The organism is Brevundimonas vesicularis (assembly GCF_032067225.1).
Classification (GTDB): Bacteria; Pseudomonadota; Alphaproteobacteria; order Caulobacterales; family Caulobacteraceae; genus Brevundimonas; species Brevundimonas vesicularis_F.
On the sequence record NZ_DAMBJX010000011.1, the window covers coordinates 16,434 to 39,666 of the forward strand.

22 protein-coding genes and 1 tRNA gene are annotated in these 23,233 nt (G+C 66.9%); 10 read left to right on the top strand and 13 right to left on the bottom strand.

Features of this window, described 5'->3' with window-relative positions; translation table 11 throughout:
• Positions 1-34: 34 nt before the first annotated feature.
• Positions 35-391, top strand: a complete 357-nt coding sequence (locus RT123_RS04355) for a response regulator (protein WP_313008054.1) — start codon at positions 35-37, stop codon at positions 389-391.
• Between the two features lie 333 nt (positions 392-724).
• Here the strand turns inward: RT123_RS04355 and RT123_RS04360 are convergent.
• Positions 725-801, bottom strand: a tRNA-Met gene (locus RT123_RS04360).
• Between the two features lie 188 nt (positions 802-989).
• Between RT123_RS04360 and RT123_RS04365 the strand changes: the two genes are divergently transcribed.
• From RT123_RS04365 to RT123_RS04380, 4 genes are all read left to right on the top strand, one after another.
• Complete coding sequence (locus tag RT123_RS04365) at positions 990-2,225, top strand: PQQ-dependent sugar dehydrogenase (protein ID WP_313008055.1); 1,236 nt, start codon at positions 990-992, stop codon at positions 2,223-2,225.
• 58 nt (positions 2,226-2,283) lie between these two features.
• Positions 2,284-2,505, top strand: a complete 222-nt coding sequence (locus RT123_RS04370) for a hypothetical protein (RefSeq protein ID WP_313008057.1) — start codon at positions 2,284-2,286, stop codon at positions 2,503-2,505.
• Between the two features lie 204 nt (positions 2,506-2,709).
• Complete coding sequence (locus RT123_RS04375; RefSeq protein WP_313008059.1) at positions 2,710-3,915, top strand: acetyl-CoA C-acetyltransferase; 1,206 nt, start codon at positions 2,710-2,712, stop codon at positions 3,913-3,915.
• 17 nt (positions 3,916-3,932) lie between these two features.
• Positions 3,933-6,125, top strand: coding sequence for a 3-hydroxyacyl-CoA dehydrogenase NAD-binding domain-containing protein (locus RT123_RS04380; RefSeq protein WP_313008093.1), 2,193 nt, complete (start codon positions 3,933-3,935; stop codon positions 6,123-6,125).
• A gap of 405 nt (positions 6,126-6,530) precedes the next feature.
• Here RT123_RS04380 and recA read toward each other — a convergent pair whose 3' ends face one another.
• From recA to RT123_RS04415, 7 genes are all read right to left on the bottom strand, one after another.
• Complete coding sequence (gene recA / locus RT123_RS04385; protein ID WP_055807377.1) at positions 6,531-7,613, bottom strand: recombinase RecA; 1,083 nt, start codon at positions 7,611-7,613, stop codon at positions 6,531-6,533.
• Between the two features lie 169 nt (positions 7,614-7,782).
• Positions 7,783-9,423 carry an MHYT domain-containing protein gene (locus tag RT123_RS04390; protein WP_313008061.1) on the bottom strand — a complete coding sequence of 547 codons (1,641 nt, stop codon included), beginning with the start codon at positions 9,421-9,423 and terminating at the stop codon, positions 7,783-7,785.
• A 79-nt stretch (positions 9,424-9,502) separates the two neighbouring features.
• Positions 9,503-11,353 carry a M20/M25/M40 family metallo-hydrolase gene (locus tag RT123_RS04395; protein ID WP_313008062.1) on the bottom strand — a complete coding sequence of 617 codons (1,851 nt, stop codon included), beginning with the start codon at positions 11,351-11,353 and terminating at the stop codon, positions 9,503-9,505.
• Positions 11,354-11,419: 66 nt separating this feature from the next.
• Entirely contained in the window at positions 11,420-12,370 is a 951-nt protein-coding gene (locus RT123_RS04400; RefSeq protein ID WP_313008063.1) for a right-handed parallel beta-helix repeat-containing protein, read from the bottom strand.
• A gap of 1 nt (position 12,371) precedes the next feature.
• A complete protein-coding gene (locus tag RT123_RS04405) occupies positions 12,372-13,169 on the bottom strand; it encodes a phosphatase PAP2 family protein (protein WP_313008064.1) in 798 nt (265 codons plus the stop codon).
• A complete protein-coding gene (locus RT123_RS04410; protein WP_313008066.1) occupies positions 13,166-13,663 on the bottom strand; it encodes a hypothetical protein in 498 nt (165 codons plus the stop codon). Before RT123_RS04410 ends, RT123_RS04405 begins: the two co-directional genes overlap by 4 nt.
• A 75-nt stretch (positions 13,664-13,738) precedes the next feature.
• Positions 13,739-14,017, bottom strand: coding sequence for a ribonuclease (locus RT123_RS04415; protein WP_313008067.1), 279 nt, complete (start codon positions 14,015-14,017; stop codon positions 13,739-13,741).
• 102 nt (positions 14,018-14,119) lie between these two features.
• On the opposite strand from RT123_RS04415, the gene RT123_RS04420 reads away from it, so the two are divergent.
• Positions 14,120-15,124, top strand: coding sequence for an LLM class flavin-dependent oxidoreductase (locus RT123_RS04420; protein WP_313008069.1), 1,005 nt, complete (start codon positions 14,120-14,122; stop codon positions 15,122-15,124).
• On the opposite strand, the gene RT123_RS04425 is transcribed toward RT123_RS04420, so the two are convergent.
• Entirely contained in the window at positions 15,121-16,092 is a 972-nt protein-coding gene (locus RT123_RS04425) for an alpha/beta hydrolase (protein ID WP_313008071.1), read from the bottom strand. The genes RT123_RS04420 and RT123_RS04425 overlap by 4 nt on opposite strands.
• Positions 16,093-16,139: 47 nt before the next feature.
• On the opposite strand from RT123_RS04425, the gene RT123_RS04430 reads away from it, so the two are divergent.
• Positions 16,140-16,976: an aldo/keto reductase gene (locus tag RT123_RS04430; protein WP_313008072.1), complete on the top strand. Its 837-nt coding sequence runs from the start codon at positions 16,140-16,142 to the stop codon at positions 16,974-16,976.
• Here RT123_RS04430 and RT123_RS04435 read toward each other — a convergent pair.
• Both RT123_RS04435 and RT123_RS04440 read right to left on the bottom strand, forming a co-directional pair.
• Positions 16,973-17,371 (bottom strand): HIT family protein, encoded by a 399-nt coding sequence (locus RT123_RS04435; RefSeq protein WP_313008073.1) that lies wholly within the window; start codon positions 17,369-17,371, stop codon positions 16,973-16,975. The two genes, RT123_RS04430 and RT123_RS04435, sit on opposite strands and share 4 nt — an antisense overlap.
• Positions 17,371-18,267, bottom strand: coding sequence for an SIMPL domain-containing protein (locus RT123_RS04440; protein WP_313008074.1), 897 nt, complete (start codon positions 18,265-18,267; stop codon positions 17,371-17,373). Before RT123_RS04440 ends, RT123_RS04435 begins: the two co-directional genes overlap by 1 nt.
• A gap of 139 nt (positions 18,268-18,406) precedes the next feature.
• On the opposite strand from RT123_RS04440, the gene mdh reads away from it, so the two are divergent.
• On the top strand, positions 18,407-19,369 hold the full coding sequence (gene mdh, locus RT123_RS04445) for a malate dehydrogenase (RefSeq protein ID WP_045809972.1): 963 nt from the start codon (positions 18,407-18,409) through the stop codon (positions 19,367-19,369).
• Positions 19,370-19,454: 85 nt separating this feature from the next.
• Here the strand turns inward: mdh and RT123_RS04450 are convergent, their stop codons facing one another.
• A complete protein-coding gene (locus RT123_RS04450) occupies positions 19,455-19,955 on the bottom strand; it encodes a YbjN domain-containing protein (RefSeq protein WP_313008076.1) in 501 nt (166 codons plus the stop codon).
• Between the two features lie 35 nt (positions 19,956-19,990).
• Positions 19,991-21,082 (bottom strand): cell division protein ZapE, encoded by a 1,092-nt coding sequence (gene zapE / locus RT123_RS04455; RefSeq protein ID WP_313008077.1) that lies wholly within the window; start codon positions 21,080-21,082, stop codon positions 19,991-19,993.
• A 143-nt stretch (positions 21,083-21,225) separates the two neighbouring features.
• Between zapE and RT123_RS04460 the strand changes: the two genes are divergently transcribed.
• Together RT123_RS04460 and rarD are read left to right on the top strand one after the other, a co-directional pair.
• Positions 21,226-22,272 (top strand): aspartate-semialdehyde dehydrogenase, encoded by a 1,047-nt coding sequence (locus RT123_RS04460; RefSeq protein WP_055807329.1) that lies wholly within the window; start codon positions 21,226-21,228, stop codon positions 22,270-22,272.
• A gap of 15 nt (positions 22,273-22,287) precedes the next feature.
• Positions 22,288-23,214 carry an EamA family transporter RarD gene (gene rarD / locus RT123_RS04465; protein ID WP_313008078.1) on the top strand — a complete coding sequence of 309 codons (927 nt, stop codon included), beginning with the start codon at positions 22,288-22,290 and terminating at the stop codon, positions 23,212-23,214.
• Positions 23,215-23,233: the final 19 nt, after the last annotated feature.

Sequence of the window (23,233 nt, forward strand, 5' to 3'; positions counted from 1 at the left end):
AAACCGCAAAGGCAGATACATCCGCAGGTTGACCATGAAAGTGTGTGTCATCGAGGACGATCCCCTGATGCTGGGCCATCTGGAGGATATGCTGAAGCGCATGGGTTACCAGGTCATGACCGGCGGTTCGGTCGATGAGGGTCTGGAAATCGTGCGGACCTGGGAGCCCGACGCGGTCGTTGTCGACATCCTGATGCCCGATCGCGACGGCCTGAACTTCATCCTCGAGACCCGGCATCTGAGGGAGATCATGCGGGTGGTCGCCATCACCGGCGGCGGCCGGCTGGGCCCCGGCCCGATCCTGCAGATGGCCTCCGGCCTGGGGGCCCACGCCACCCTGACCAAGCCGATCACCGAGGATGCGTTGAAGGCGGCTCTATTATTAGCCTGAGACGTGGCTTGATCCTTCATCTTCCGAGCCGGGGGGCCAGTCTTTCCGAACCGCCACCCTCAATCAGCAAGAGGCTCACTGGGTTTGGTTCGGATGCAGCCCGAAAGCGGACAGGTGGAAGGTCAACCAAGAGTCAGACCCGCTCATTGGCGACTGATCTACAACTGACCCAGAAGCGGACGTCGCCAAAGACTGCGTTGAGCCCGAAGCGGCCACGACGGCTTCCGATTGCCGGGCAGCCCGGAGTTATGAGGCGGCCCCGAGACCGCGGGGCGGGCCCATGAGTCCAGTTATCTTTGACGGAGTCTAACTAGTTGTGACGTCCGACATGGATGGTGACTGGAGGCGGGATCGAACCGCCGACCTGTGGGTTATGAATCCACCGCTCTAACCATCTGAGCTACCCAGTCCCGGGCCCTGCGCGTGGCCGGGGCCAGCGCGAAAGAGGCGTGCCTATATCGCCGTCGGGCGCGCGGTTCAAGTCGTCTCGGACCAGAACCTGCGGCGATAGAGCGCAAGACGCCTTGAGGCAGGAACGGTAACGCTGGCCTCGCCGTTTCTTAACGACTGCATAAAGCCCAGCCGGAGCTCGCCCTTCATGCGCCTGATCGTCGCCGCCGCCTCGACATCCCTGCTCGTTCTCGCCGCCGCCTGTGGCGCAAATAGCGAGAGCGCCGGCGCTGCGCCTCAGGCCGGGGCCCCGCTGGAAACGCGTCCGGCGAACAATCCCGATCAGCAACCGGCCTTCGCCGGCCAGACCCGCGCGCCGGGCGTCAAGACCGAACAGTCCATGACCCACACGGTAGTCGCCTCGGGCCTTGTCCATCCCTGGGGTCTGGCGGCCCTGCCCGACGGTCGCTGGCTGGTGACTGAAAAGCCGGGTCGTCTGCGCATCATCACCGCCCAGGGCCAGGTCGGCGAACCGGTCGCCGGCCTGCCCGCCGTCGATGCGCGCGGTCAGGGCGGTCTGCTGGACGTCGTCGTCGGACCGAGCTTTGCGCAGGATCGCATGATCTATTGGAGCTATGCCGAACCCCGCGAGGGCGGCAACGCTACCTCGGTCGCGCGCGGCCGTCTGCCGGACGACGGATCACGCGTCGAGAACGTCCAGGTCATCTTCCGCGCCCTGCCCGTCTATGACGGCGACAAGCATTTCGGGTCGTCCCTGGCCTTCGCGCCGGACGGCAAGCTGTTCATCACCCTGGGCGAACGCTCGGACAAGCCGATGCGGCCCCAGGCGCAGGATCTGGGCTCGCACATGGGCAAGACCATCCGCATCAACGCCGACGGCACGGTCCCGCAGGACAACCCCTTTGTCGGCCGTGCCGGCGCCCTGCCGGAAATCTGGAGCCTTGGACACCGCAACGTCCAGGGCGTCGCCGTTCAGCCGGGAACAGGCGCCATCTGGACCATCGAACATGGCACGCGCGGCGGCGACGAGGTCAATCTAGACAAGGCCGGCGCCAACTACGGCTGGCCGGATGCGGCCTACGGCGTCGAGTATGCGGGCGGCGCGATCAACAGCGGCGCGACGAAAAAGGACGGCACCGAACAGCCCATCTATTACTGGGATCCGGTGATCGCGCCCGGCGGCGCGACCTTCTATCAGGGCGCCATGTTCCCCGGCTGGGACGGCAACCTGCTGGTCGCAGGCCTGAAGGAAAAGCATATTGCGCGTCTGGTGATCCAGAATGATCGCGTGGTGGGCGAAGAGCGCCTGCTGACGGACCTGGGCGAACGCATACGCGATGTGGCGGTCGGCGCCGACGGATCGGTCTGGGCCATCACCGACGAGCAGAACGGCAAGCTGGTCAGGCTGTTGGCGACGCAGTAGTCTTCGAGGGCCGGGGGGCTATGCGGAGCGGTTGACGCTCCAAAGGGAGCACCGAACCATGCGTATCCTCATCTTCTCCGTCGCCTTTGTCCTGCCGCTGCTTTCGGGCTGCGGCACGATGGGCGCGACCAATAGGTATCAGCAGGAATTGAACGCTCTGGAAGCCGCCTGCACGCGTGACCGTGGCATTCTGACGCCGACCGGCGTTCAGACCGGCCGTCCGCAGACCGAATACGCCTGCAAGATCACCGGCGGCGCCACGCGTATTCCGCCGCGCTGACCGCAGGCGCTCGGCCGGCGTTTCCACGCTCTCATACCGTCAATTTGGCGAGGCATCCGCCTCAAGCAGCCGCAATCACGCGGCTTATTACTTGACGTTGACGTAAACGTAGGGTTCTTGGCGTCCACGCTTGGAACCGCCCTGTCCGTCGTACTGCGACCTGCCGTACGTTGAGGATGGGCCCAAAGATGGAGACGCACTTCCATGGCTGACGCCTATATCTACGACGCCGTCCGCACGCCGCGCGGCAAGGGCAAGAAGGACGGCTCGCTGCACGAGATCACAGGCCTCAGCCTGGCGACCCAGGTGCTGGAAGCCTTGCGCGACCGCAACGACCTGGACACCTCCAAGGTCGACGACGTCATCCTGGGCTGCGTCACGCCCGTGGGCGAACTCGGCGCCGACATCGCGCGCACGGCCGTGCTCTCTGCCGGCTGGTCGCAATACACGGCGGGCGTACAGATCAACCGCTTCTGCGCCTCGGGCCTGGAAGCCGTAAACATGGCGACGGCCAAAGTGAAGTCCGGCGAGGCCGACTTCGCCGTCGGCGGTGGCGTCGAGGTCATGAGCCGCGTGCCCATGGGTTCGGACATGGGCGCCTGGCCGACCGATCCGTCCTCGGCCTTCCCGACCTATTTCGTGCCGCAAGGCGTGTCGGCGGACATGATCGCCACCAAATACGGCTTCAGCCGCGACGACGTGGACGCCTATTCGGTCGAAAGCCACAAGCGCGCCGCCAAGGCCTGGGCCGAGGGCCGGTTCAGGAACTCGGTGATCGGCGTCAAGGACCAGCTGGGCCTGACCATCCTGGATCATGACGAGACGATCCGTCCGAACACGGACATGCAGGCGCTCGGCGGCCTGAACCCCTCCTTCGCCATGATGGGCGAGATGGCCTTCGACGGCGTGATCAACCAGCGCTACCCCGAGGTCGAACGCGTCAATCACGTCCACACGCCGGGCAACTCGTCCGGCATCGTCGATGGTTCTGCCGGCGTGCTGATCGGTTCGCTGGAAGCCGGCCAGGCGCTTGGCCTGAAGCCGCGCGCCAAGATCCTGGGCGGCGCCTCGATCGGCTCCGAGCCGTCGATCATGCTGACCGGCCCGGAATATGTGACCCGCAAACTGCTGGGCAAGCTGGGCATGACGCCCGACGACATCGACCTGTGGGAGCTCAACGAGGCCTTCGCCGCCGTCGTCCTGCGCTATATGCAGGCCCTGAACATCGACCACGCCAAGATGAACGTGAACGGCGGCGGCATCTCGATGGGCCACCCGCTCGGCGCCACCGGCGCCATGATCACTGGCATCGCGCTTGACGAGCTGGAGCGCTCGAACAAGTCGACCGCCCTGGTCACCCTGTGCATCGGCGGCGGGATGGGCACCGCCACCGTCATCGAACGCGTCTGATCCAGGAGCAAATGGATATGGAAAACTTCAAGATCGACGTCGACGCCGACGGCATCGCCCTGATCACCTTCGACGTTCCGGGCCGTTCGATGAACACCCTGACCTCCTCGGTGATGAAGGAAATCCCCGAGCTGGTCGAACGCATCAAGACCGACGACGCCATCAAGGGCGCCGTCATCACCTCGGGCAAGGCGTCGGGCTTCTGCGCCGGCGCGGACCTGGGCGACATGGCCGGCGGCGTGCTGTCGGGCGGCGGCGACCTGAAAAAGGCGTTCGACGCCGGCTGGAAGCTGAACGGCGCCTTCCGTGCGCTGGAAACCTCGGGCAAGCCGATCGCGGCCGCGATCAATGGCCTGGCCTTGGGCGGCGGGCTGGAGTTCACCCTGGCGGCCCACTACCGCGTGGTCGAGAATAACAACAAGATCCAACTGGGCCTGCCCGAAATCAAGGTCGGTCTGTTCCCCGGCGGCGGCGGCACCCAGCGCCTGACCCGCCTGGTCGGCGTCCAGAACGCCATGATGGCGATGAGCGAGGGCAAGTCCTTCCGCCCGAACGACGCCAAGGGCGCAGGGATCGTCCATGAGGTGGTCGAGAAAGGTCAGTCGGTCGAGGCCGCCAAGGCCTGGATCAAGGGTGGCGGCAAGGCTGTCCAGCCTTGGGACGAGAAGTCGTTCAAACTGCCCGGCGGAGGCCCCTATCACCCGGCCGGCATTCAGAACTTCATGGTCGGCAACGCCATGCTGCGCAAGCAGTCCTACGGCAACTATCCGGCCGTCGTGAACCTGATGAAGGCCGTTTACGAAGGCGCCCAGGTGCCGATGGATGCGGCTCTTCGCATCGAGACCCGCTACTTCATCAAGACCCTGATGACGCCGCAGGCCCAGGCCATGATCCGTTCGCTGTTCCTGTCCAAGCAGGAACTGGACAAGGGTGCCGTTCGTCCGGCCGGCGTGCCCAAGTCCGATCCGAAGAAGGTCACGGTCATTGGCGCCGGCATGATGGGCGCGGGCATCGCCTATGTGCAGGCGCTGGCCGGCATCGAAACCATCCTGATCGACCAGACGCAGGAAGCCGCCGACAAGGGCAAGGCCCACGTCGAGGAACTGCTGAAGAAGCGCCTGTCGCGCGGTCAGCTGACGCAGGAGAAGTATGACGCCCTGCTGGGTTCGGTCACGGCGACGACGGACTATGATCTGATCAAGGGCTCGGACCTGGTCGTCGAGGCCGTGTTCGAAAACCGCGAGATCAAGGCCGACGTGACCAAGCGCGCCGAGGCGCAACTGGTCGAGGGCGCCGTCTTCGGCTCCAACACCTCGACCCTGCCGATCACCGGCCTGGCCGAGGCCTCGGTGCGGCCCGAGGACTTCATCGGCATCCACTTCTTCTCGCCCGTCGACAAGATGATGCTGGTCGAGATCATCCTGGGCGAAAAGACGGGTCAGGCCGCCATCGCCAAGGCGCTGGACTATGTGCTGAAGATCAAGAAGACGCCGATCGTCGTCAACGACAGCCGCGGTTTCTACACCTCGCGCTGCTTCTCCACCTTCCTGATGGAGGGCATGGCGATGCTGGAAGAGGGCTACGGCCCCGCCCTGATCGACAATGTCGGTCGCATGACCGGCATGCCGCGCGGCCCGCTGGAGATGCACGACGACGTTGCCCTGGACCTGTCCTACAAGATCGCCAAACAGACGGCGCTGGATCTGGGCGACAATTACGTCCCGTCGGAAGGCGCCGACATCGTCGCCAAGATGGTCGAGGGCGGGCGTTTCGGTCGCAAGAACGGCAAGGGCTTCTACGATTACGATCAGAAGCCCAAGACGATCTGGAAGGGTCTGGGCGAACTGGCCCCCACCACCAAGGGCATCGATCAGCCGGAAGAGGCGACCGCCTTCGCTCAGATCGACGAGCTGAAGACACGTCTGCTGTATCGCCAGGCCGTCGAAGTGGCGCGTTGCTGGGAAGAAGGCGTCATCGACGATCCGCGCGAAGCCGATCTGGGCGCCATCTTGGGCTGGGGCTTCGCGCCCTGGACCGGCGGTCCGATCAGCATGATCGACGGCATCGGCCTGGCCAAATTCGTCGAAACCTCAGACCGTCTGGCCGCGACCTATGGCGACCGCTTCAAGGTCCCGCAGTTGCTGCGCGACATGGCGGCGAAGAACGAAACCTTCTATGGCAAGTTCGCCCCGGAGAAGGCCGCCGCCTGATCGGTCGCGGACATCCACAGACGGAACGGGCGGCCTTCGGGTCGCCCGTTTTCGTTTGGCGTTTGACTTTCGTCATCCTCCGGCGCGCGAATCGCGACCGGGGGACCCAGCGGCGCCGGCGGCGATCGTTCCATCGCAGGATCTCGGGGCGTCGAGTCCGCGACAGCTTCGCGCTCACGCGCGCCGCTGGGTCCTGGTTCTGCGCTACGCTTCGCCCGGAATGACGAAAAAAAGATCAGCACCGCTCACAAAAGAAAAAGACCCGCTCGACACGAGGTCGAGCGGGTCGCTCCGCCGCCCTTCGCGGGGTCGGTGGCGGGTCGCTAGGGCGACGGAGTAGCGGTGAAAAGACCGGACCGAGCCCGGGACAAACTCTGAAAGTCCGCCCAGCCACGGATGTTGGTGTTAGCCTTCCAGATCCTGGCCTTCGTCCGGCTCGGGCGTGCCCAGCAGTTCGTCGGCGATCTTGTTGGTCGAGGCGCGCACAGCCTTTTCGATCGAGGCCGCGATGTCGGGGTTCTGCTTCAGGAACTCGCGCACATTCTCGCGGCCCTGACCGATCCGGGTGGAGTCATAGCTGAACCAGCTGCCCGACTTCTCGATGATGCCGGCCTTGACGCCCAGGTCGATGACCTCGCCCAGTTTGGAGATGCCCTCGCCGTACATGATGTCGAAGATGACCTCGCGGAATGGCGGGGCGACCTTGTTCTTGACCACCTTGACCCGGGTGGTGTTGCCGACCACCTCGTCGCGGTTCTTGATCGCGCCGGTGCGGCGGATGTCCAGACGCACCGAGGCGTAGAACTTCAGCGCATTGCCGCCCGTCGTCGTCTCGGGCGAGCCGTACATGACACCGATCTTGTGGCGGATCTGGTTGATGAACAGCACGATGCATTTCGACTTGGAGATCGAGGCCGTCAGCTTGCGCAGCGCCTGGCTCATCAGGCGCGCCTGAAGGCCCGGAAGGCTGTCGCCCATCTCGCCCTCGATCTCGGCGCGCGGCGTCAAGGCTGCGACGGAGTCGACGACCACAATATCGACGGCGCCCGACCGGACCAGCGTATCCACGATCTCCAGCGCCTGCTCGCCAGTGTCCGGCTGCGACACCAGGAGATCATCCAGATTGACGCCCAGCTTCTGGGCATAGACCGGGTCCAGCGCATGTTCGGCGTCGACGAAGGCGGCGACCCCGCCCTTCTTCTGCACTTCCGCGACGGTGTGCAGAGCCAGGGTCGTCTTGCCCGAGGATTCCGGGCCAAACACCTCGATCACCCGCCCGACCGGCAGACCGCCGATGCCCAGCGCCATGTCCAGGCCCAGCGAGCCGGTCGAGACGCTGTCGATCTCGGCGACCACGCCCGCCTTGCCCAGTTTCATCACCGAGCCCTTGCCGAAAGCGCGATCAATCTGCGCGATCGCCGCCTCCAGGGCGCGTTGCTTGTCGCCGTCGTCCTTGCCCACCAATTTGAGTGCCGCCTGTGAAGCCATTGCCTTCGTCTCCCTTGCCATGATTCCCGTCATTCAGCTTGGGAGAGACCCGCCTGGACCCGCCCCCGTTTCGTGAGGCAGACTATGTGCATGGTTTGTTCTGGTTCACAAGATGTTCTCATTGATCAAAACGAGAACACCCAAAACCTACGACCGTTGTTGACGCCGGCTAAAGCGGAAGGCGCAGGCTGAAGCTGGCGCCCTCGGGGTCGTAAGTCATGACCGCCGAGCCGTGCAGCGAGCGGTTGATCGTCGAGTCGATCAGCACCGAACCGAAGCCCTTGCGCTGAGGCGGCGACACCGCCGGCCCGCCACTTTCCACCCAATCCAGCAGCAGATGGCCTTCCGCCACGGACCAGTCGATCCGCACACAGCCCGAGGCGTTCGACAGTGCGCCGTATTTGGCGGCGTTCACCGCCAGCTCGTGAAAGACCATCCCCATCCCCAACGTCTGTTGCGCGTTCAGATCGACGGCCGGACCGGTCAGGCGGACCTGTTCCTCGGCATAGGGGGCCAGTTCCTGAGCCAACATGGCGCGCAGATCGACATGCTCCCAGTTCGCAGCCGTCAACAGGTTCTGAGTGTTGGACAGGGCCACGAGCCGCGCTTCGAAAAGGGCGGTGAAGGTGGCGACATCCGGCGTGCGCCGCGCGGTCTGGTGGGCGATGGACTGCACCGTGGCCAGTGTGTTTTTCACCCGGTGATTCAGTTCGTTGATCAGCAATCGCTGCAAGCGTTCGCTGTCGGCCAAGGCGGCGAAGGCCTCGCGGCGATCGGTGATGTCGGTGATGACGCCCGACATCTTGATCGGCCGGCCCGAACGACTGCGGATCAGGCGTCCGCGCAGATGGATCCACCGGCCAGAGGCCGGCAGACGCCATTCCTGATCGTATTCGCCCTCCCCCGCCAGGGCGCGCTCCAGCGCCTGACGATGCAACGGCAGATCCTCGGGCGACAGACGGTCGCCGACTTCGCTCGGGCCAAGGCGGCAGGACGGATCGATGGACAGGATTTCGCGCGCGCGGCCTGACATCATCGTCGTCTTCATCGGCAGGGTCGCTTCCCAGAAGCCAACGCCGCCGGCGTCCACGGCCGCCAGAACATTGGCCCGCTGATCCATGATCGAGGCGCCCAGCGCGAGAAACAGCAGCGTGACCGCGCCGGTCGTCACCGCGACCGCCAAGACCACCGGCGACGCCCCGCCCTCCACCGGCCCCGCGTCGGCGATCGCCGTCAGGATCAGGGCCGCCATGCCGATATGGTGCATGGAGACGATGGCCAGACCCAGGATCACGGCGGCGACCGCGCGCCAGGCCAGACCCCGCTCCTGACGGGCCGCGATCAGGGCGGCGTAGGCGGCGGCGACCGCGACAACCACCGACAGGGTGACCAGCACGGGCTGGTAGCTCAAGACGGCGTTCATCCGCATCGCCGCCATCCCGACATAGTGCATGGCGACGATGGATCCGCCCATCAGCAGGGCCGCCGGCGCCAGTCGCAGGGGGCTGGCCTGCGCCGTGCCCGCCGTCAGGAAGGCCGCAGCCGTGCCGGCCGTCGCCAGCAGAAAGGAGACCAGCGTCAGGCCAGGATCATAGAAGACGGGTCCTTCGCCCTGGAACCCCAGTATGGCGATGAAATGCATCGACCAGATGCTGACGCCCAGCGCCAGGGCCGAGACGCCAAGCCAGCGCAAACGCGTCGCGCCGATCTGGCTTCGGGTTCGATTGAACAGATCCAGAGCCGTCCACGCGCCCAAGATCGCTATCGCTAGCGACAGGACGGTGAACGGATTGACGTGAAGATGGTGCAAACGCGCCGAGGCCCCGAAAAACAGCAGCGGTATGCTTAGCCCGCTTTGATCGCGCGGACGACTGCCAAACGCATCCGGGTCAAGCGACCAACCTGGCCCCCACGGCGACGGCGACTGCCAGCGCCAGGCTGGCGGCGGCGAAGATCGGCAAGGCCGGCCCCGATCGAGGCGCCAGCGGGCGGACCAGCATCGCGATCATCAGGGCGATCGGCCCCACTGCGCCAGGCATGTCCATGCCGACGCCCAGGAAGACGCCGTGTCCCTGAACCAGCAACCACCCGCCGACCAGGGCTGTGGCGACGACGGCGGGTGCGAAGGATGCCCACGAGCCGAAGCGGGCGCCGATCACCGCCGTCGACGCGGCGGCCAGGGCGGCGATCAGACCAGGCCACAGCAGCAGAACGGCGGCTTCCGGCGCCACCGCCTGCACCCCGCCGCCCAGGATCAAAACCAGGATGATTAGCCCCAACCAGCCGCCCCAGACGGCGTCTGCGTCCTGCGGTTTCGGCCTCGCCAGGCTGACCGCCAGCGCAATCACCGCCGCCCCCACGACCGGCAGGCTGAAACCGCCCAGCGCCGCTGCAATCGCGAATGCCGCCAGTATCACTCCAGATGCGCCCCATCGGCCCATCAGGCGTCGCCCTGCGGTCAGCATCAAAACCAGGGCCAGCATGGCCAGGGCCACGGCAATTTCCAGGACCGGAAGGCGGCGCAGCAAGGTGTAATAGAGGTCGGTCGAATCCACGCGACGGCCGATAGGCCCGGCCAGGACGCGCACGGCCTGTCCCACCACCACCGCGCTGGTCAACAGCCACAGGCCATCCGCCGCGCCCCGCACGACCGACGTCGCCCGCAAGCCCGTGGCATGGCGCGCGCCCCAGGCGGCGAAGGCCGTCGCCAGGACTCCCACGGTCAGCAGCAGCCAGCCGATCACCGGCGAATGCTGCACGACGAACAGGCCAAAGACGTCGGCATAGACCGCGTTCTGCGTCGCCTGCGGCAGGGTCGGCGCCCGCAACAGGTCATCGGCCATTTCCAACGCCTGGGAGCCGATATGCTGCACGCTGCCCTGATCCAGCGCCTGCGGCGTCGAAGACGGCGCGTGGTACTGCGCCGGGCGCCCGATGAAGGCCAGATTGATCCCCGCCAGCTTGCGATCCGCCGCCACAGTGAAGTCCGTGCCATTGGGCATCAGCCGATAGACGAAGATGGCCAGGGCGTTGCTGGACGGCCCGCCCGTCGCCCTCTGGGTCGCCTGAGCATAGCGGGCGATGGTCTGGGCGTTGCCGGGTCCGGTCTCGAACATCATGGCGCGCCCGCCGCCGCCCCGCGCCTCCAGATTGATCACCGCGCCGATGTCGTCGCGCAGCGGATGTTCGCTGAAAAAGGCCCGCGCCCCGTCCAGATTCAGCTCCTCGGCGTCGGTAAACAGGACCACCATCGTCCGCTCGGCCCCGCCCCGCGCCTTGATCGCGCGCACGGCCTCCAGAATGGCGGCCACCCCGGACGTGTCGTCGGCAGCGCCCGGCGAGGTCGGCGAGGTGTCGTAATGCGCCATAATGGCGACGGCGGGCAGGCCGGGGTCACGTCCCGGCAGGACGCCGACGATATTGACGGCCTGGACGCCGCCCGCGCTTCCGCCCTCCCGCTCGAGCCGCGCGACGGCGGCGGGCGACAGGGCGCCGGTCTGCAGGCTGGGCTGAAGCCCCAGCGCCGTCAGCCTTTGGACCAGATAGGTCTGAACCTGCCGATGCTCGGCCGAGCCGACCGGATGCGGCGCTCGTGCGATCCGGTTCACGTCCATCATGGCGCGCCCGGCCGAGAACTGAACCGTAGGCGTCGAAGCGGGCAGGGGTTTGGGCGTCTGCGCGGTCAGCACCGCCAAGCCGAGGGCCGCCACAAGGGACGCCAGAAACAACACCCACCGCATATCTAATCCCCCGATCGCTCTGTCCCGCAATCAGCCCCGAACCACCGCTCTGCGCAAGGCGTCCGATCAGCGTCGCACGACGTTTCGGGCCGCCAGATTGCCCGTGGCCCCGTCGCCGTCGTCCGCGCTGGACCCGAACGGCCAGCCGCGATCGTCGCCGCAGTAGCGTCGCCCGCCCTCGCGCGACCCGATCACAACCGCGCGTGGCCTCAGCCAGCCCGCGCCGGTGAACAGATTGTCCGTAATCTGATTATACGACGGCGTCTGGTGGCGGATCACGCCGTCCTCGCCGCAATTGCGGTACAGAAACACCCCGCCCTTGCCGTGCAACGCCAACCGATTGCCGACGATGCGGTTGGCGCCCGACCCGTCCACCGCGATCAGCTCACGCCCGGTGCGAATATCGAAATCGTTGTCCTGGATCAGCGCGCCTGCGCTCTCGGCGTCCAGATAGACGGCGGTCGAGGTCGAACGGCCCACAAAACGGGATCGCGTCACTGTGGTGCGCGTCACTCCGGGTCCGACATACAGGGGAATGGTCCCCACGCCCTCGAATCGAACCCGGTCCAGGGTGACGCGGATCGGCGCGGCGGACTGGGCCGCTTGCGTGTGTCCGGCGGTGCGTGACGAGGCCAGCAGGTCGCGCATCGACCCGCCCGCTCCCATGCCCCAGATCCGCACATTGCCGACGACGGTGCAGTTTCGGATCGTCACATCGACCGGCCGCGACCACCGATCGCCCTCGCGGCGAGACCAGACGGCGAGGGTCGGGGCGGCGGTCGTCGCCGGGCCCGGCGCGCGGATGGTCCCGCCGCCGCAATCCAGTGACGCGCCTGAGCCTTCCGCGCCCTCGATCAGCACGCGGCGGCGAATATCGACGCCTGACAGATCGGCTTGGCACGTCAGGCGATACGGCTGCGTCGATGGCGCCGTCAGCGCCGCCACCTCTTGCGGCGTGCACGGCCGGTCGGCCGGCGCCTGGAAGGTCAGGAGAGCGAGAGCCAGCGCCGCCGTCATATCATTGCAGAGGGATCGCCAAGGCCGCGCGCTCGGCCGCGCAGCCGGGATTGGTCAGGCCGCTGCGACGCGCGGCCGCCAACTCCGCCCGCGCCGCCGCCATGTCCGCCTGGAAGGCCGGGGTGGCGACGGCCCTGGCCGCAACATCCCGCCCGATCTGTTCGCCGACCGCGACATCGGTCGGATAGTGCATGGCGCAGACCAGGCGGCTGACGCCGATCTCGTGGCCGATCCGGCGCACGGCCTCGGCCCGGTCCGGCTCAAGGGCCGCAAAGGCCTCGCCATAGGCCGTCGCGACCGCCGCGCTGCCGGAGGGATAGGAGGCGCTGCGTCGCGCCGACGGCGTCAGGGTCTGGCAGGCGCGGCGATCGGGATCGTCGCCGACCGGCCGCAGCCGCGCCTGACGCGCCTTGACGCGTTCGGCCGCACTGTTCGCATCATGGAAGATCCGCGCCATCAACCGGTCCAGCGCCGGCGTCTCGGCCGACCCCAGCCGCACGCCCAGGGCGCAGTCGAAATGTTGCAGGGCCAGGGGCGGGCGCAGCTCGGCATGGGCGGTCGCCAGCAGCCATCGGTCGCCGTCTTCCAGCGCCACAAACCGCGCCGAGGCCGCCTTGTCCGCCAGGTCCGTGACGGACCCCGGGGCCGGAGCTGGCGGGACCGCATCCGTTAGTTGGGCGATTGCCTCATCGCCTAGAAAGCCCGTTGTTGGTATCGCGCCGTCCGCCTTCGGCGCCCCTGCGCACCCACCGGCCAGCAGGATCGCCGTCGCCGCACCCAGGGCGGCGACCCGTTTCACTGACCAGCGCTCCAGCCAAGCTGGACCGAGGTCTCGCCGGACTCGGTCGGCGTGGCGACGACCTGCAACGAGGCGCCGTTCACAGCGTCCGCCGCCGCGCCATAGGCGCGTGTGTCGCCCTGGTTCATTCCGGCGACGGAGCGCAGGCCCGCCTTCTCGGCGCGCTCGCGATAGAAGGCGACGACATCGTCCGGCGAAGCGGTCGTGGTGAAGGTGACCAGGCCGCCCGGCCCGGCCTCGCCGCCAGCAGCCAGCGGCTGGCCGTCCACCTGTGCGCCGGGATAGAGGACCGCAAAGGACGGCGCGCCGTCGGCGGCGGCGGGCGCAGCCCCCCCTACGACGGCGGGCGCTTCGGCTGCTGAAGGTGCCGCATCAGCGACGACCGGCGCCGACGCTTCGGGCGCAGCCTTGGCCTCGACCGGTTGGGCCGAGCGATCACATCCTGCGAGGCAAAACAGAACCACGACGGCGGAGACCGCCAAGCGAAGCGTCATCGAGAGATCGTCCTTGGACCGAGAGGGTCAGAGCGCCACCGTGGCGCATGGTTGCGGCGGCGACAAGGCGCCCGCTCAGTCGGCGGCGTCGTCCTGATCCGCCGCGCCTTTACCGGCCGACTCTTCTTCGGCCAAACGTGCATTGATCTTGGCCGAATCCGGGTCGTCATCCGTGCCTGCTGCCGACCCGCCGCGCAGCGAGCCTGCCCGCGTGTCCGATCCCGAATCGCTGCCGTCCAGCGCGTCGATCAGCGTATCCGCCTTGTGACCCAGATCCGGCTTCTCGCCCATGTCGGCGGCTTCGCGGGCGTCGTCGCAATCCGCTTCGGGCTTGGTGGGATCGGTGTCGGTCATGACGCAGTCTCCGTTCGTCGAGATGAGTTTAAAGCGCCTGATCCGGTTGCGGTTCCAGACCCTCGCCCTTGAACCCCGAGGGACAGACCCGATCTAGGCGTCATGATCCCGTTTTCAGTTCTCGACCTCTCCCCCATCGTCGAAGGCGGCGACGCCCGACGCGGCCTGGATGAAACCCTGACCCTGGCCCAGGCCGCCGACCGGCTCGGCTATGAGCGGTTCTGGCTGGCCGAACATCACAATATGCCCGGCATCGCCAGCGCCGCGACCACCATAGTCATCGGCCATGTCGCGGCAGGGACCGAGCGCATCCGCGTCGGCTCCGGCGGCGTCATGCTGCCCAACCATGCGCCCCTGGTCGTCGCCGAACAGTTCGGCACGCTGGAGACCCTGTTCCCTGGCCGGATCGATCTCGGCCTGGGCCGCGCGCCCGGCACGGACGGTGCGACCGCCCGCGCGCTACGGCGCTATTTCGAAGGCGCCGACCAGTTTCCACGCGACGTCGTCGAACTGATTCAGTGGTTCGAACCGGCGTCTGAGAACCAGCCCGTCCGCGCAGTGCCCGGCGCAGGCCTGCGCGTCCCGATCTGGCTGTTGGGCTCCAGCCTGTTCAGCGCCCAGCTCGCCGGCCAGCTGGGCCTGCCCTACGCCTTCGCCAGCCATTTCGCGCCCGAACTGCTGCTGGAAGCCCTAGCCCTGTATCGCCGCGAGTTCGTCCCCTCGGACCGCTTGGCGAAGCCCCACGCCATGGCCGCGATCAATGTCTTCGCCGCCGATACCGACGCTGAGGGCGTGCGCCTGTCCACCTCGATGCAGCAGAGCTTCGCTCGCCTCTCGACCGGCAAGCCGGGTAAGCTGCCGCCGCCCGTCGATGACATCGCCGCGATCCTGACGCCGCAGCAGATCGCGGGCGCCAAGGGCCGGCTGCTCTATTCCGCCATCGGCGGCCCGGAGACGGTGAAGCGCCAGCTGACCGACTTCATCGCCCTGACCGGCGTGGACGAACTGATGGTCACCGGCATGATGTTCGACAACGCCGCCCGCATCCGCAGCCTGGAGATCGTGGCCGAGGTGCGTGATCAGATGGCGACGAAGCAGGCGGCCTAGAGGCCCTTCAGGAAAGCCAGCAGCAGGCGGTTGATCTCATCCGCCCGTTCCTGCTGGATCCAGTGACCCGCGCCCGGCACGACGACCGAGCGGATCAGGTTCGGCGCCCAGTCCTTCAGGCTCGCCTCATTCCCGCCGGCGTAGTGGCGGACCGGGTCGTCCTCGCCGACGATGAACAGGGCGGGCGGGGTGATCTGCTGGTGCTGCACAAAGGCCGTCAGCGACCAGTTCAGGTCCATCGCCCGATACCAGTTCAGCGGCCCTTCGAACCCGCCCGCCGAAAAGGCCTGCACATATTCGTCGAAATGCGCCTCGCTCATCCACGGCGGCAGGGTCGCGTCGTCAGAGATAGTGTCCAGCAAGGCCACGCCTTCGGGCATGAAGCCGGTCGATCTGCGATCGGCGGGGGTCGCGCCGTCATAGGCGTAAAACAGTTTCCTCAGCGCCGTCGCCGGATCGGCGTCCAGCGCGCGGTGCGCGTCCGGCGCCTGGAAGCGGCTGATGTAGAGGTCGCCCAGCCCGACCCGTTTGGAGATGGCGGCCATGGCGGCCGTGGGCGGGCCTTTTGGCCGGCGCGGCTGGAACGGCACCGACAGACCCGCCACCGCCGTGAACAAATCCGGCCGCAGCAGGGCGCAGTGCCAGGCCACCGGCGCGCCCCAGTCATGCCCGACGACGACGCAAGGCCCTTTGCCCAGCGCGCGGATCAGATCGACCATGTCCCCGACCAGATGCAGGATCGAGTAGGCCTCCACCCCCGCCGGCTTGTCCGTCCCGCCATAGCCCCGCATGTCCGGGGCGACGACATGATAGCCCGCCTGCGACATCGCCTCGACCTGGGCGCGCCAGCTGATCCCTAGTTCGGGAAAGCCGTGGATCAGCAGGACCAGCGGCGCGTTGTCATCCTCGAACCCGGCCTCCAGAACCTGTTGGACCAGACCGTCGGTCTTGATATGCCGGGTTCGCATCGCTTCCTCCGACGGCGTCTTCGCCGCTCATTATCGTCAGGACGGACATGACCCGCCTCGTCACCTTTGCGGACGGTACGACCGTTCCCGCCCTCGGCCAAGGCACCTGGGAGCTGGGCGACGACGCGGCCTGGCGCGATGAGGAGCAGCAGGCTCTGGCGCGCGGCATCGACCTGGGCATGACCCTGATCGACACGGCTGAACTGTATGGCGACGGCCGCTCGGAACGTCTGGTGGGCGAGGTCATCGCCGGACGCCGCGATGAGGTCTTTTTGGTCTCCAAGGTCCGGCCTGAGAATGCGTCGGAAATGAAGATGATGCTGGCCTGCGAGAAGTCGCTGGAACGGCTGGGCGTCGAGCGGCTGGACCTCTATCTGCTGCACTGGGAAGGCCATGTGCCGCTGGAAGAGACCGTCGAGGCCTTCCGCGATCTGGTCGACGAAGGGATGATCGCCCGCTGGGGCGTGTCGAACCTGGATCTGCGCGCCATGGAGCAGTTGATGGAGATCGAGGGGGGCGAGGACTGCGCCGCCAACCAGCTGCTCTACAATCTCGCCTCGCGCGGGGTGGAGTTCGACCTCTTCCCGTGGATGCAGGCGCGCGACATGCCGATGATGGCCTATTCGCCGCTTGGGCGCGGTGAACTGCTGGAGCAGCCCCTGATCCGCGACATCGCCAATCGCCATTCCGCCAGCCCGGCCCAGGTGGCGCTGGCCGCCGTCCCGCGCCACGACGGCGTCATCGCCATCCCCAAGGCCAGTTCGATCGAACACGTCGAAGCCAACGCCGACGCCCTGGACATCCAGTTCGACCTGGAGGACCTGGAACGGCTTGATGCGGCCTTCCCGCCCCCGAAACACGCCGTGCCGCTGGATATCATCTAGCCGCCGGCGACGATCGCCAGCCGCCACGTACGCTCATCGTCCGCATACGGAACAACAGGACCGCGACCCCAGACCGGATCGGGCCAGAGACCGTCGTCGCGGCGGCGGCCGACCACATGGACATGCAGTTGCGCCGTCACATTGCCGATGGCGCCGACATTCATCTTTTCGACCGCGCCCAGCCGCCGAACCAGCGCCCCGGCCCGCACCGTCTCCTCCATCAACATGGCCCGCTGTTCGACGCTGAGGTCTTCCAACTCCACCGCCCCCTCGACGCGCGGGATCAGGATCAGCCAGGGAAAGCGGGCGTCGTCCTGAAGCCGCACATGGCACAGCGGCCATTCGGCAGCGGCGATCGATCCCGCCTCGAAGGCGGGCGCAACGGAAAACCCCATCAATTCAGTCCGTAGATGACGCAGGCGCTGTCGGTCATCACCTGCAACGGCGGTTGCAGCGCCAGCCGAGCCGCCTCGATCTGGGCCTCGCTCGGCGCCCCGCCTCCGGGCGGAGGGGGCGGAGCTGGCGGCGCGGCATATTCCATGCGCGCTTGCGAGCGCGAGCCCGTCACCACGATGTCGTCCACCGTCGTTTCCTGGCCCACGCCCCCTGCGGCATAGGACGGCCAGCCGGCCAGCACGTCCGTCTGGCAGACTCGGCCCGACGGATCGATGATCTTGACCCGGCCCAAGGTCGCGCCGGCGTTGGTCGCCGCCGCCTCGGCCCGGCGTCGCGCATCCTTCATCGCCTCGGCCTGCAGATTGGCCTTCCAGCTGTTGTCGGGGTCCAGGTTGAAATTGACTTGTCCGATCGAGGTCGGACGCGAAGCCACGATGGTCGCATAGACCCGCTCGATCAGGCGCACATCGCGCACCGTCACGCTGACCGAGGCGTCGGCCTGATAGCGGGCCACGCGGTCCGCGCGGGTGTTGTCGCGCATCACCCCGTTTTCGTCGCGGTACTGGTCATAGAGCGGCCGGGTGGTGACGCTGGTCTCGACGCGCACCTTGTCCGCCCCATAGGCCGACAACGCCTGGCTCAGCGCCCGAAATTGATCGGCGGCGGCGCGCGAGGCCTCGGCGACGCTGCGGTCCACCGACTGGAAGCTGGCCGAAACGAAGGCGCGGTTGGCTTGAATCTCCACCCGCACCTGGCCGACGGAGGCGATGACCGGATCGCGCATCCACCAGGGCGCCGGGATATAGCGGTCGCCGATGGTCGCGGGCGGCGTCTGGGCCAGCACAGGCGTGGCGATCGAGGCCAGCAGCAGGGCGAAAGCGAATGAACGGCGCATCGAAATCCTCCGGTTGTCGCCGGACCTTCGCAAGCCTGACCAAGGCCGTAAAGCGAGGTTCTTGCGACAGCCGCGCGAGGGGTCTAGACCGCCCGCACGATTAATCCCCATTTCGCACACGCAATAAACGGAGACATCCATGGCTCGCGCGAAGATCGCCCTTATCGGCGCCGGCATGATCGGCGGAACCCTGGCCCACGTGGCCGCGCGCGAAGCCCTGGGCGACGTGATCCTGTTCGACATCGCCGAAGGCACCCCGCAGGGCAAGGCGCTGGACATCGCCGAGGCCTCGGCCGTCTTCGGCCAGGACGTGGCCCTGAAGGGCGCCAACGACTATGCCGACATCGCGGGCGCCGACGTCTGCATCGTCACCGCCGGCGTGCCGCGCAAGCCGGGCATGAGCCGCGACGACCTGATCGGCATCAACCTGAAGGTCATGAAGGCCGTCGGCGAAGGCATCAAGGCCCACGCCCCCAACGCCTTCGTCATCTGCATCACCAACCCGCTCGACGCCATGGTCTGGGCCCTGCAGAAGTTCTCGGGTCTGCCCAAGGAGAAGGTCGTCGGCATGGCCGGCGTGCTGGACTCGGCCCGCTTCGCCTACTTCCTGGCTGAAAAGACCGGCGTGTCGGTGCAGGACATCCACGCCTGGACGCTGGGCGGTCACGGCGACGATATGGTGCCGATGGTGCGCCACTCGACCGTCGGCGGCCTGCCCCTGCCGGACGCCGTCGCCGCCGGCTTCCTGTCGCAGGACGAACTGGACGCCATCGTCGAGCGCACCCGCAAGGGCGGCGGCGAGATCGTGGCCCTGCTGAAGACCGGATCGGCCTTCTACGCCCCGGCGGAATCCGCCATCGCCATGGCCAAGTCCTACCTGCTGGACCAGAAGCGCGTCCTGCCCTGCGCCGTCTGGCTGTCGGGCGAATACGGTCTGTCGGACCTCTACGTCGGCGTTCCCGCCCTGATCGGCGCCGGCGGCGTCGAGAAGATCGTCGAGTTCACCACCAACGACGAAGAAAAGGCGATGTTCGAAAAGTCCGTCGCCTCGGTCCAAGGCCTGCTGCAAGCCTGCAAGGACATCGATTCCTCGCTGGCATAAGCCACGCGACGATCGAATGACGAAGGGCCTGCGGAGCGATCCGCAGGCCCTTTTTCTTTTCACTTCTCCCGTTGGGAGAGGGACATCATTGCGGCGGGACGCAGCCCATGCCTGCCGCAAACTTGGGCAGCAGTTGCAGCCAAACCGTCAGCGGGTCCGCCAGCTGCGCCACGCCTTCGCCCGACAGCACGACGACATCGTACTGCACCGTCGCCGTCGGCGTTTCAGCGGCGGTGTGGAAGGCCTTCAGATAGCGGTTGTCGCGGTTCCAGACGTTCACCTTGTCCAGCGTCGCCCCGGCCCCGGGCACAACGGCGCTGAACTGAACCTCGCCGCAGCCCGACGCCTCGCAGCCGTAGAAGAAGACCGCCCAGGTCAGGCCCGCATTGGTCACGGTGAAGAAGGTCAGGCCGTTCTCGGTCTGCATCGGCCCGACCCGCCCGCCCAGCCCGGTGATCCACGTCGCGACCTCGCCCGGCGTCAGCCCGCGACTGGCCGCAGCCGGCGCCGTCTGGGCGAACGCTCCTGCCGCCGTCAGCGGCGATAAGGTCAAAGAAAGGGCGGCAGCGAGGGCGAGACGGCGCATGGAAACACTCCGAGGGTCAGCCCTTACCCTAACCGTCAGTCGCGGACATGCGCCAGCCAGTCCTTGCTCTGCATTTCGTTGAAGCGCGACACGGTGCGCTCAAACTCGAACGCCCCCACCCCTTCGGTATAGAGGGCTTCCGGCTTGGCCGCCGCCAGCACGATCAGCTTGGTCTTGGCCTCATAGAGGGCGTCCACCAGGGTCACCAGACGCCGCGCCTCGTGGTGGTTGGCCGAACTCAGGATCGGCACGTCCTCCAGGAACAGGGTGTGGAACCGCTGGGCGATGGCCAGATAATCCTGCGGCCCCAGCGGCTTGCTGCACAGGTCATTAAACGTCGCCCGCGCCATCGACCCAACGGTGCGCTCCACCACCACGTCGCGGCCCAGCACGGCCAGGTGCGCCGGTTCTTCCGGCTCGCCCCCCTTCAGCTCGCGCCATAACGCCTCGAACGCCGCACGGTCGTCCGGCGTGTGCCAGACCTGGGCCGAGGTCATCCGGTCCAACCGCCAGTCGCGCGCCCCGGCCGTCTCCACGACCACGCAGCGCTCGCGGATGATGTCGATGAAGGGCAGGAAGAGCTGACGGTTGATGCCGTTCTTGTAGAGGTCCTCCGGCGCGCGGTTCGAGGTGATGGCCAGCACCACCCGATCCTCGAACAGGGCTTCGAACAACCGGCCCAGGATCATGGCGTCGGCGATGTCGGTGACCTGCAGTTCGTCGAAACACAGCAGCCGGGCTTCCGACGCGATCAGCTTTGCGATCGGCGGGATGGGGTCGTCGCCCCTATGGGTTCCGAACACGGCCTTGCGGGTCTTCGCATCCCCCTCGCGCCACTGTTTCACCAGGTCATGGATGCGGGCCATGAAGGCGTGAAAGTGCGCGCGCATCTTTCGCGGTTCGGGCGTCGCCGAATAGAACAGGTCCATCAGCATCGACTTGCCGCGTCCGGGCGGGCCGTAGAGATAGACGCCCCGCACCTCCGGCGCCCGGCCGAACAGGCCGCGTTTGGCCAGATCGACCTCCAGCCGCTCCAGCGCCGTGATCACGCTCTCCTGCGCCGGATCGGGCGTCAGCACGCCCTCTTCCACGCGGATGTCGTAGGCGTCGCGGATACGGGAGGTCATGGGAGGACTGCTTAAAGCCCGGCACAGTGAAAAGCGATTGCTTCGCGGCTGCGAACGCCTAAATGCACAGCACACACCAAATCGCGCTCAAGCAGCAAGGCTCCGCTGAGCCGAGCGGTAGCGCGTCCGAAGGACCAAGCATCATGGGTTATCGCGTCGCCATCGTCGGAGCCACGGGCAATGTGGGCCGCGAAATGCTGAACATCCTCGAGGAGCTGGAATTCCCCGTCGATGAAATCCACGCCATCGCCTCGCGCAAGTCAAAGGGCGTCGAGGTCTCCTTCGGCGACAAGACCATCAAATGCCAGGACATAGAGCAGTTCGACTTCTCCAAGGTCGATATCGTCCTGATGTCCGCCGGCGGCGCGGTGTCCAAGGAGTGGTCCGAAAAGATCGGAAAGGCCGGTCCTATCGTGATCGACAACTCCTCGGCCTTCCGCAAGGACCCCGACGTGCCGCTGATCGTGCCCGAGGTGAACCCGGACGCCATCAAGGACGCGACCAAGAAGAACATCATCGCCAACCCCAATTGCTCGACCATCCAGTTGGTGACGGCGCTGAAGCCGCTGCACGATGCGGCCAAGATCAAGCGGGTCGTGGTCTCGACCTATCAGTCGGTGTCTGGCGCCGGTAAGGAAGGCATGGACGAGCTGTGGAACCAGACCAAGGCCATCTACGGCCTGGGCGACGCCACGCCCAAGAAGTTCCCCAAACAGATCGCCTTCAACGTCATCCCCTACATCGGCTCCTTCCTCGAGGACGGCTCCACCGACGAGGAGAAGAAGATGTCGGACGAGACGCACAAGATGCTGGACCCCGACATCAAGGTCACCGTCACCTGCGTGCGCGTGCCCGTCTTCGTGGGTCACTCCGAGGCCGTGAATGTGGAGTTCGACCGCCCCATCGAACCCGACGAGGCCCGCGCCATCCTGCGCGAGGCGCCGGGCGTGCTGGTCATCGATAAACAGGAGCACGACGGCTATATCACCCCCGTCGACGCGGCCAGCGAACACGCCGTCTATGTCAGCCGCATCCGCAAGGACACGACCGTCGAGAACGGCCTGAACCTTTGGGTCGTGTCCGACAACCTGCGCAAGGGCGCCGCCCTGAACGCCGTCCAGATCGCCCAGCTTCTGGACGAGACCGGCGTGATCAAGTCGTCGTCTGGATATCGTTCGATCACGGTCTAGGCGGTCTCAACCGTCATGAACGCCCACGCACCCCCTGCCGACGGCCGCGCCGTCGGCACGGCCATCGCCTGCTACACCCTGTGGGGACTGCTGCCGCTGCTGTTCATGGCGATGGCGGCGCACGGCTTCGGCGCGCCCGAAATCCTGGCGCACCGGGCGGTCTGGTCGGTCTTCGTTGCCGGCCTGGTCCTGCTGCTGGCCGGGCAATGGGGCGAGGCGCGCCGGGTGCTGGCCACGCCGCGCACCCTGCCCTGGCTGGCCCTGTCCGCGCTGCTGATCGGCACGAACTGGAGCCTCTACGTCTTCGCCACCACGCATCACGCGACGCTGGAGGCCAGCCTCGGCTACTATATCAATCCCCTGCTCAACATGGCGGCCGGCGCCGTGCTGTTCCGCGAGAAGATCGACCGCTGGAGCGCGCTCGCCATCGGTCTGGCCGCCATCGGGGTCGTGATCCAGACGATCGCCCTGGGCCATGTGCCGATCATCGGCCTGACCCTGGCCGTCACCTTCTGCGCCTATGCGGTGATCCGAAAGCGCGTGCCCGCCTCGGCCCAGACCGGTCTGTTCGTGGAATGTCTGGTGCTGCTGCCCATTGGCGCGGTGTTCCTGGCCTGGTTGACCACCCACGGTCAGGCGGTCGGGTTCGCCTCGTCCTCCGGCCTGATCTGGGCGCTGGTGAACGGCCCGGCGACCGTGATCCCGCTGGCGCTGTTCGCCTGGTCGGCGCGGCGTCTGCCCCTGTCCACGGTGGGTTTCATCCAGTTCCTGGCCCCGACGCTGCAGTTCGCCTGCGGCGTCGCGACCGGCGAGCCGCTGACCCTGCTGCGGATCGTCTCCTTCGTCTTCATCTGGGCCGGCGCCGGCGTCTTCGCCCTGGCCGCCTTCAATCGCAGCCGCGCCGCACGCGAGGCGTTGAAGACCACGGCGGAACCGGCGTAGCCTTCGCCCACACGGAGGC

Excerpts from the sequence above, each read along its gene's own strand:
- RT123_RS04415 (WP_313008067.1), bottom strand. The coding sequence starts at position 14,017 with ATGACCGACACCGATCCCACCAAGCCCGAAGCGGATTGCGACGACGCC.
- zapE (WP_313008077.1), bottom strand. The coding sequence starts at position 21,082 with ATGACCTCCCGTATCCGCGACGCCTACGACATCCGCGTGGAAGAGGGC.
- RT123_RS04375 (WP_313008059.1), top strand. The coding sequence starts at position 2,710 with ATGGCTGACGCCTATATCTACGACGCCGTCCGCACGCCGCGCGGCAAG.
- RT123_RS04430 (WP_313008072.1), top strand. The coding sequence starts at position 16,140 with ATGACCCGCCTCGTCACCTTTGCGGACGGTACGACCGTTCCCGCCCTC.
- RT123_RS04420 (WP_313008069.1), top strand. The coding sequence starts at position 14,120 with ATGATCCCGTTTTCAGTTCTCGACCTCTCCCCCATCGTCGAAGGCGGC.
- RT123_RS04355 (WP_313008054.1), top strand. The coding sequence starts at position 35 with ATGAAAGTGTGTGTCATCGAGGACGATCCCCTGATGCTGGGCCATCTG.
- mdh (WP_045809972.1), top strand. The coding sequence starts at position 18,407 with ATGGCTCGCGCGAAGATCGCCCTTATCGGCGCCGGCATGATCGGCGGA.
- RT123_RS04450 (WP_313008076.1), bottom strand. The coding sequence starts at position 19,955 with ATGCGCCGTCTCGCCCTCGCTGCCGCCCTTTCTTTGACCTTATCGCCG.
- RT123_RS04460 (WP_055807329.1), top strand. The coding sequence starts at position 21,226 with ATGGGTTATCGCGTCGCCATCGTCGGAGCCACGGGCAATGTGGGCCGC.
- RT123_RS04380 (WP_313008093.1), top strand. The coding sequence starts at position 3,933 with ATGGAAAACTTCAAGATCGACGTCGACGCCGACGGCATCGCCCTGATC.
- RT123_RS04435 (WP_313008073.1), bottom strand. The coding sequence starts at position 17,371 with ATGGGGTTTTCCGTTGCGCCCGCCTTCGAGGCGGGATCGATCGCCGCT.
- RT123_RS04395 (WP_313008062.1), bottom strand. The coding sequence starts at position 11,353 with ATGCGGTGGGTGTTGTTTCTGGCGTCCCTTGTGGCGGCCCTCGGCTTG.
- rarD (WP_313008078.1), top strand. The coding sequence starts at position 22,288 with ATGAACGCCCACGCACCCCCTGCCGACGGCCGCGCCGTCGGCACGGCC.
- RT123_RS04440 (WP_313008074.1), bottom strand. The coding sequence starts at position 18,267 with ATGCGCCGTTCATTCGCTTTCGCCCTGCTGCTGGCCTCGATCGCCACG.
- RT123_RS04410 (WP_313008066.1), bottom strand. The coding sequence starts at position 13,663 with ATGACGCTTCGCTTGGCGGTCTCCGCCGTCGTGGTTCTGTTTTGCCTC.
- RT123_RS04365 (WP_313008055.1), top strand. The coding sequence starts at position 990 with ATGCGCCTGATCGTCGCCGCCGCCTCGACATCCCTGCTCGTTCTCGCC.
- RT123_RS04400 (WP_313008063.1), bottom strand. The coding sequence starts at position 12,370 with ATGACGGCGGCGCTGGCTCTCGCTCTCCTGACCTTCCAGGCGCCGGCC.
- RT123_RS04425 (WP_313008071.1), bottom strand. The coding sequence starts at position 16,092 with ATGCGAACCCGGCATATCAAGACCGACGGTCTGGTCCAACAGGTTCTG.
- RT123_RS04370 (WP_313008057.1), top strand. The coding sequence starts at position 2,284 with ATGCGTATCCTCATCTTCTCCGTCGCCTTTGTCCTGCCGCTGCTTTCG.
- recA (WP_055807377.1), bottom strand. The coding sequence starts at position 7,613 with ATGGCTTCACAGGCGGCACTCAAATTGGTGGGCAAGGACGACGGCGAC.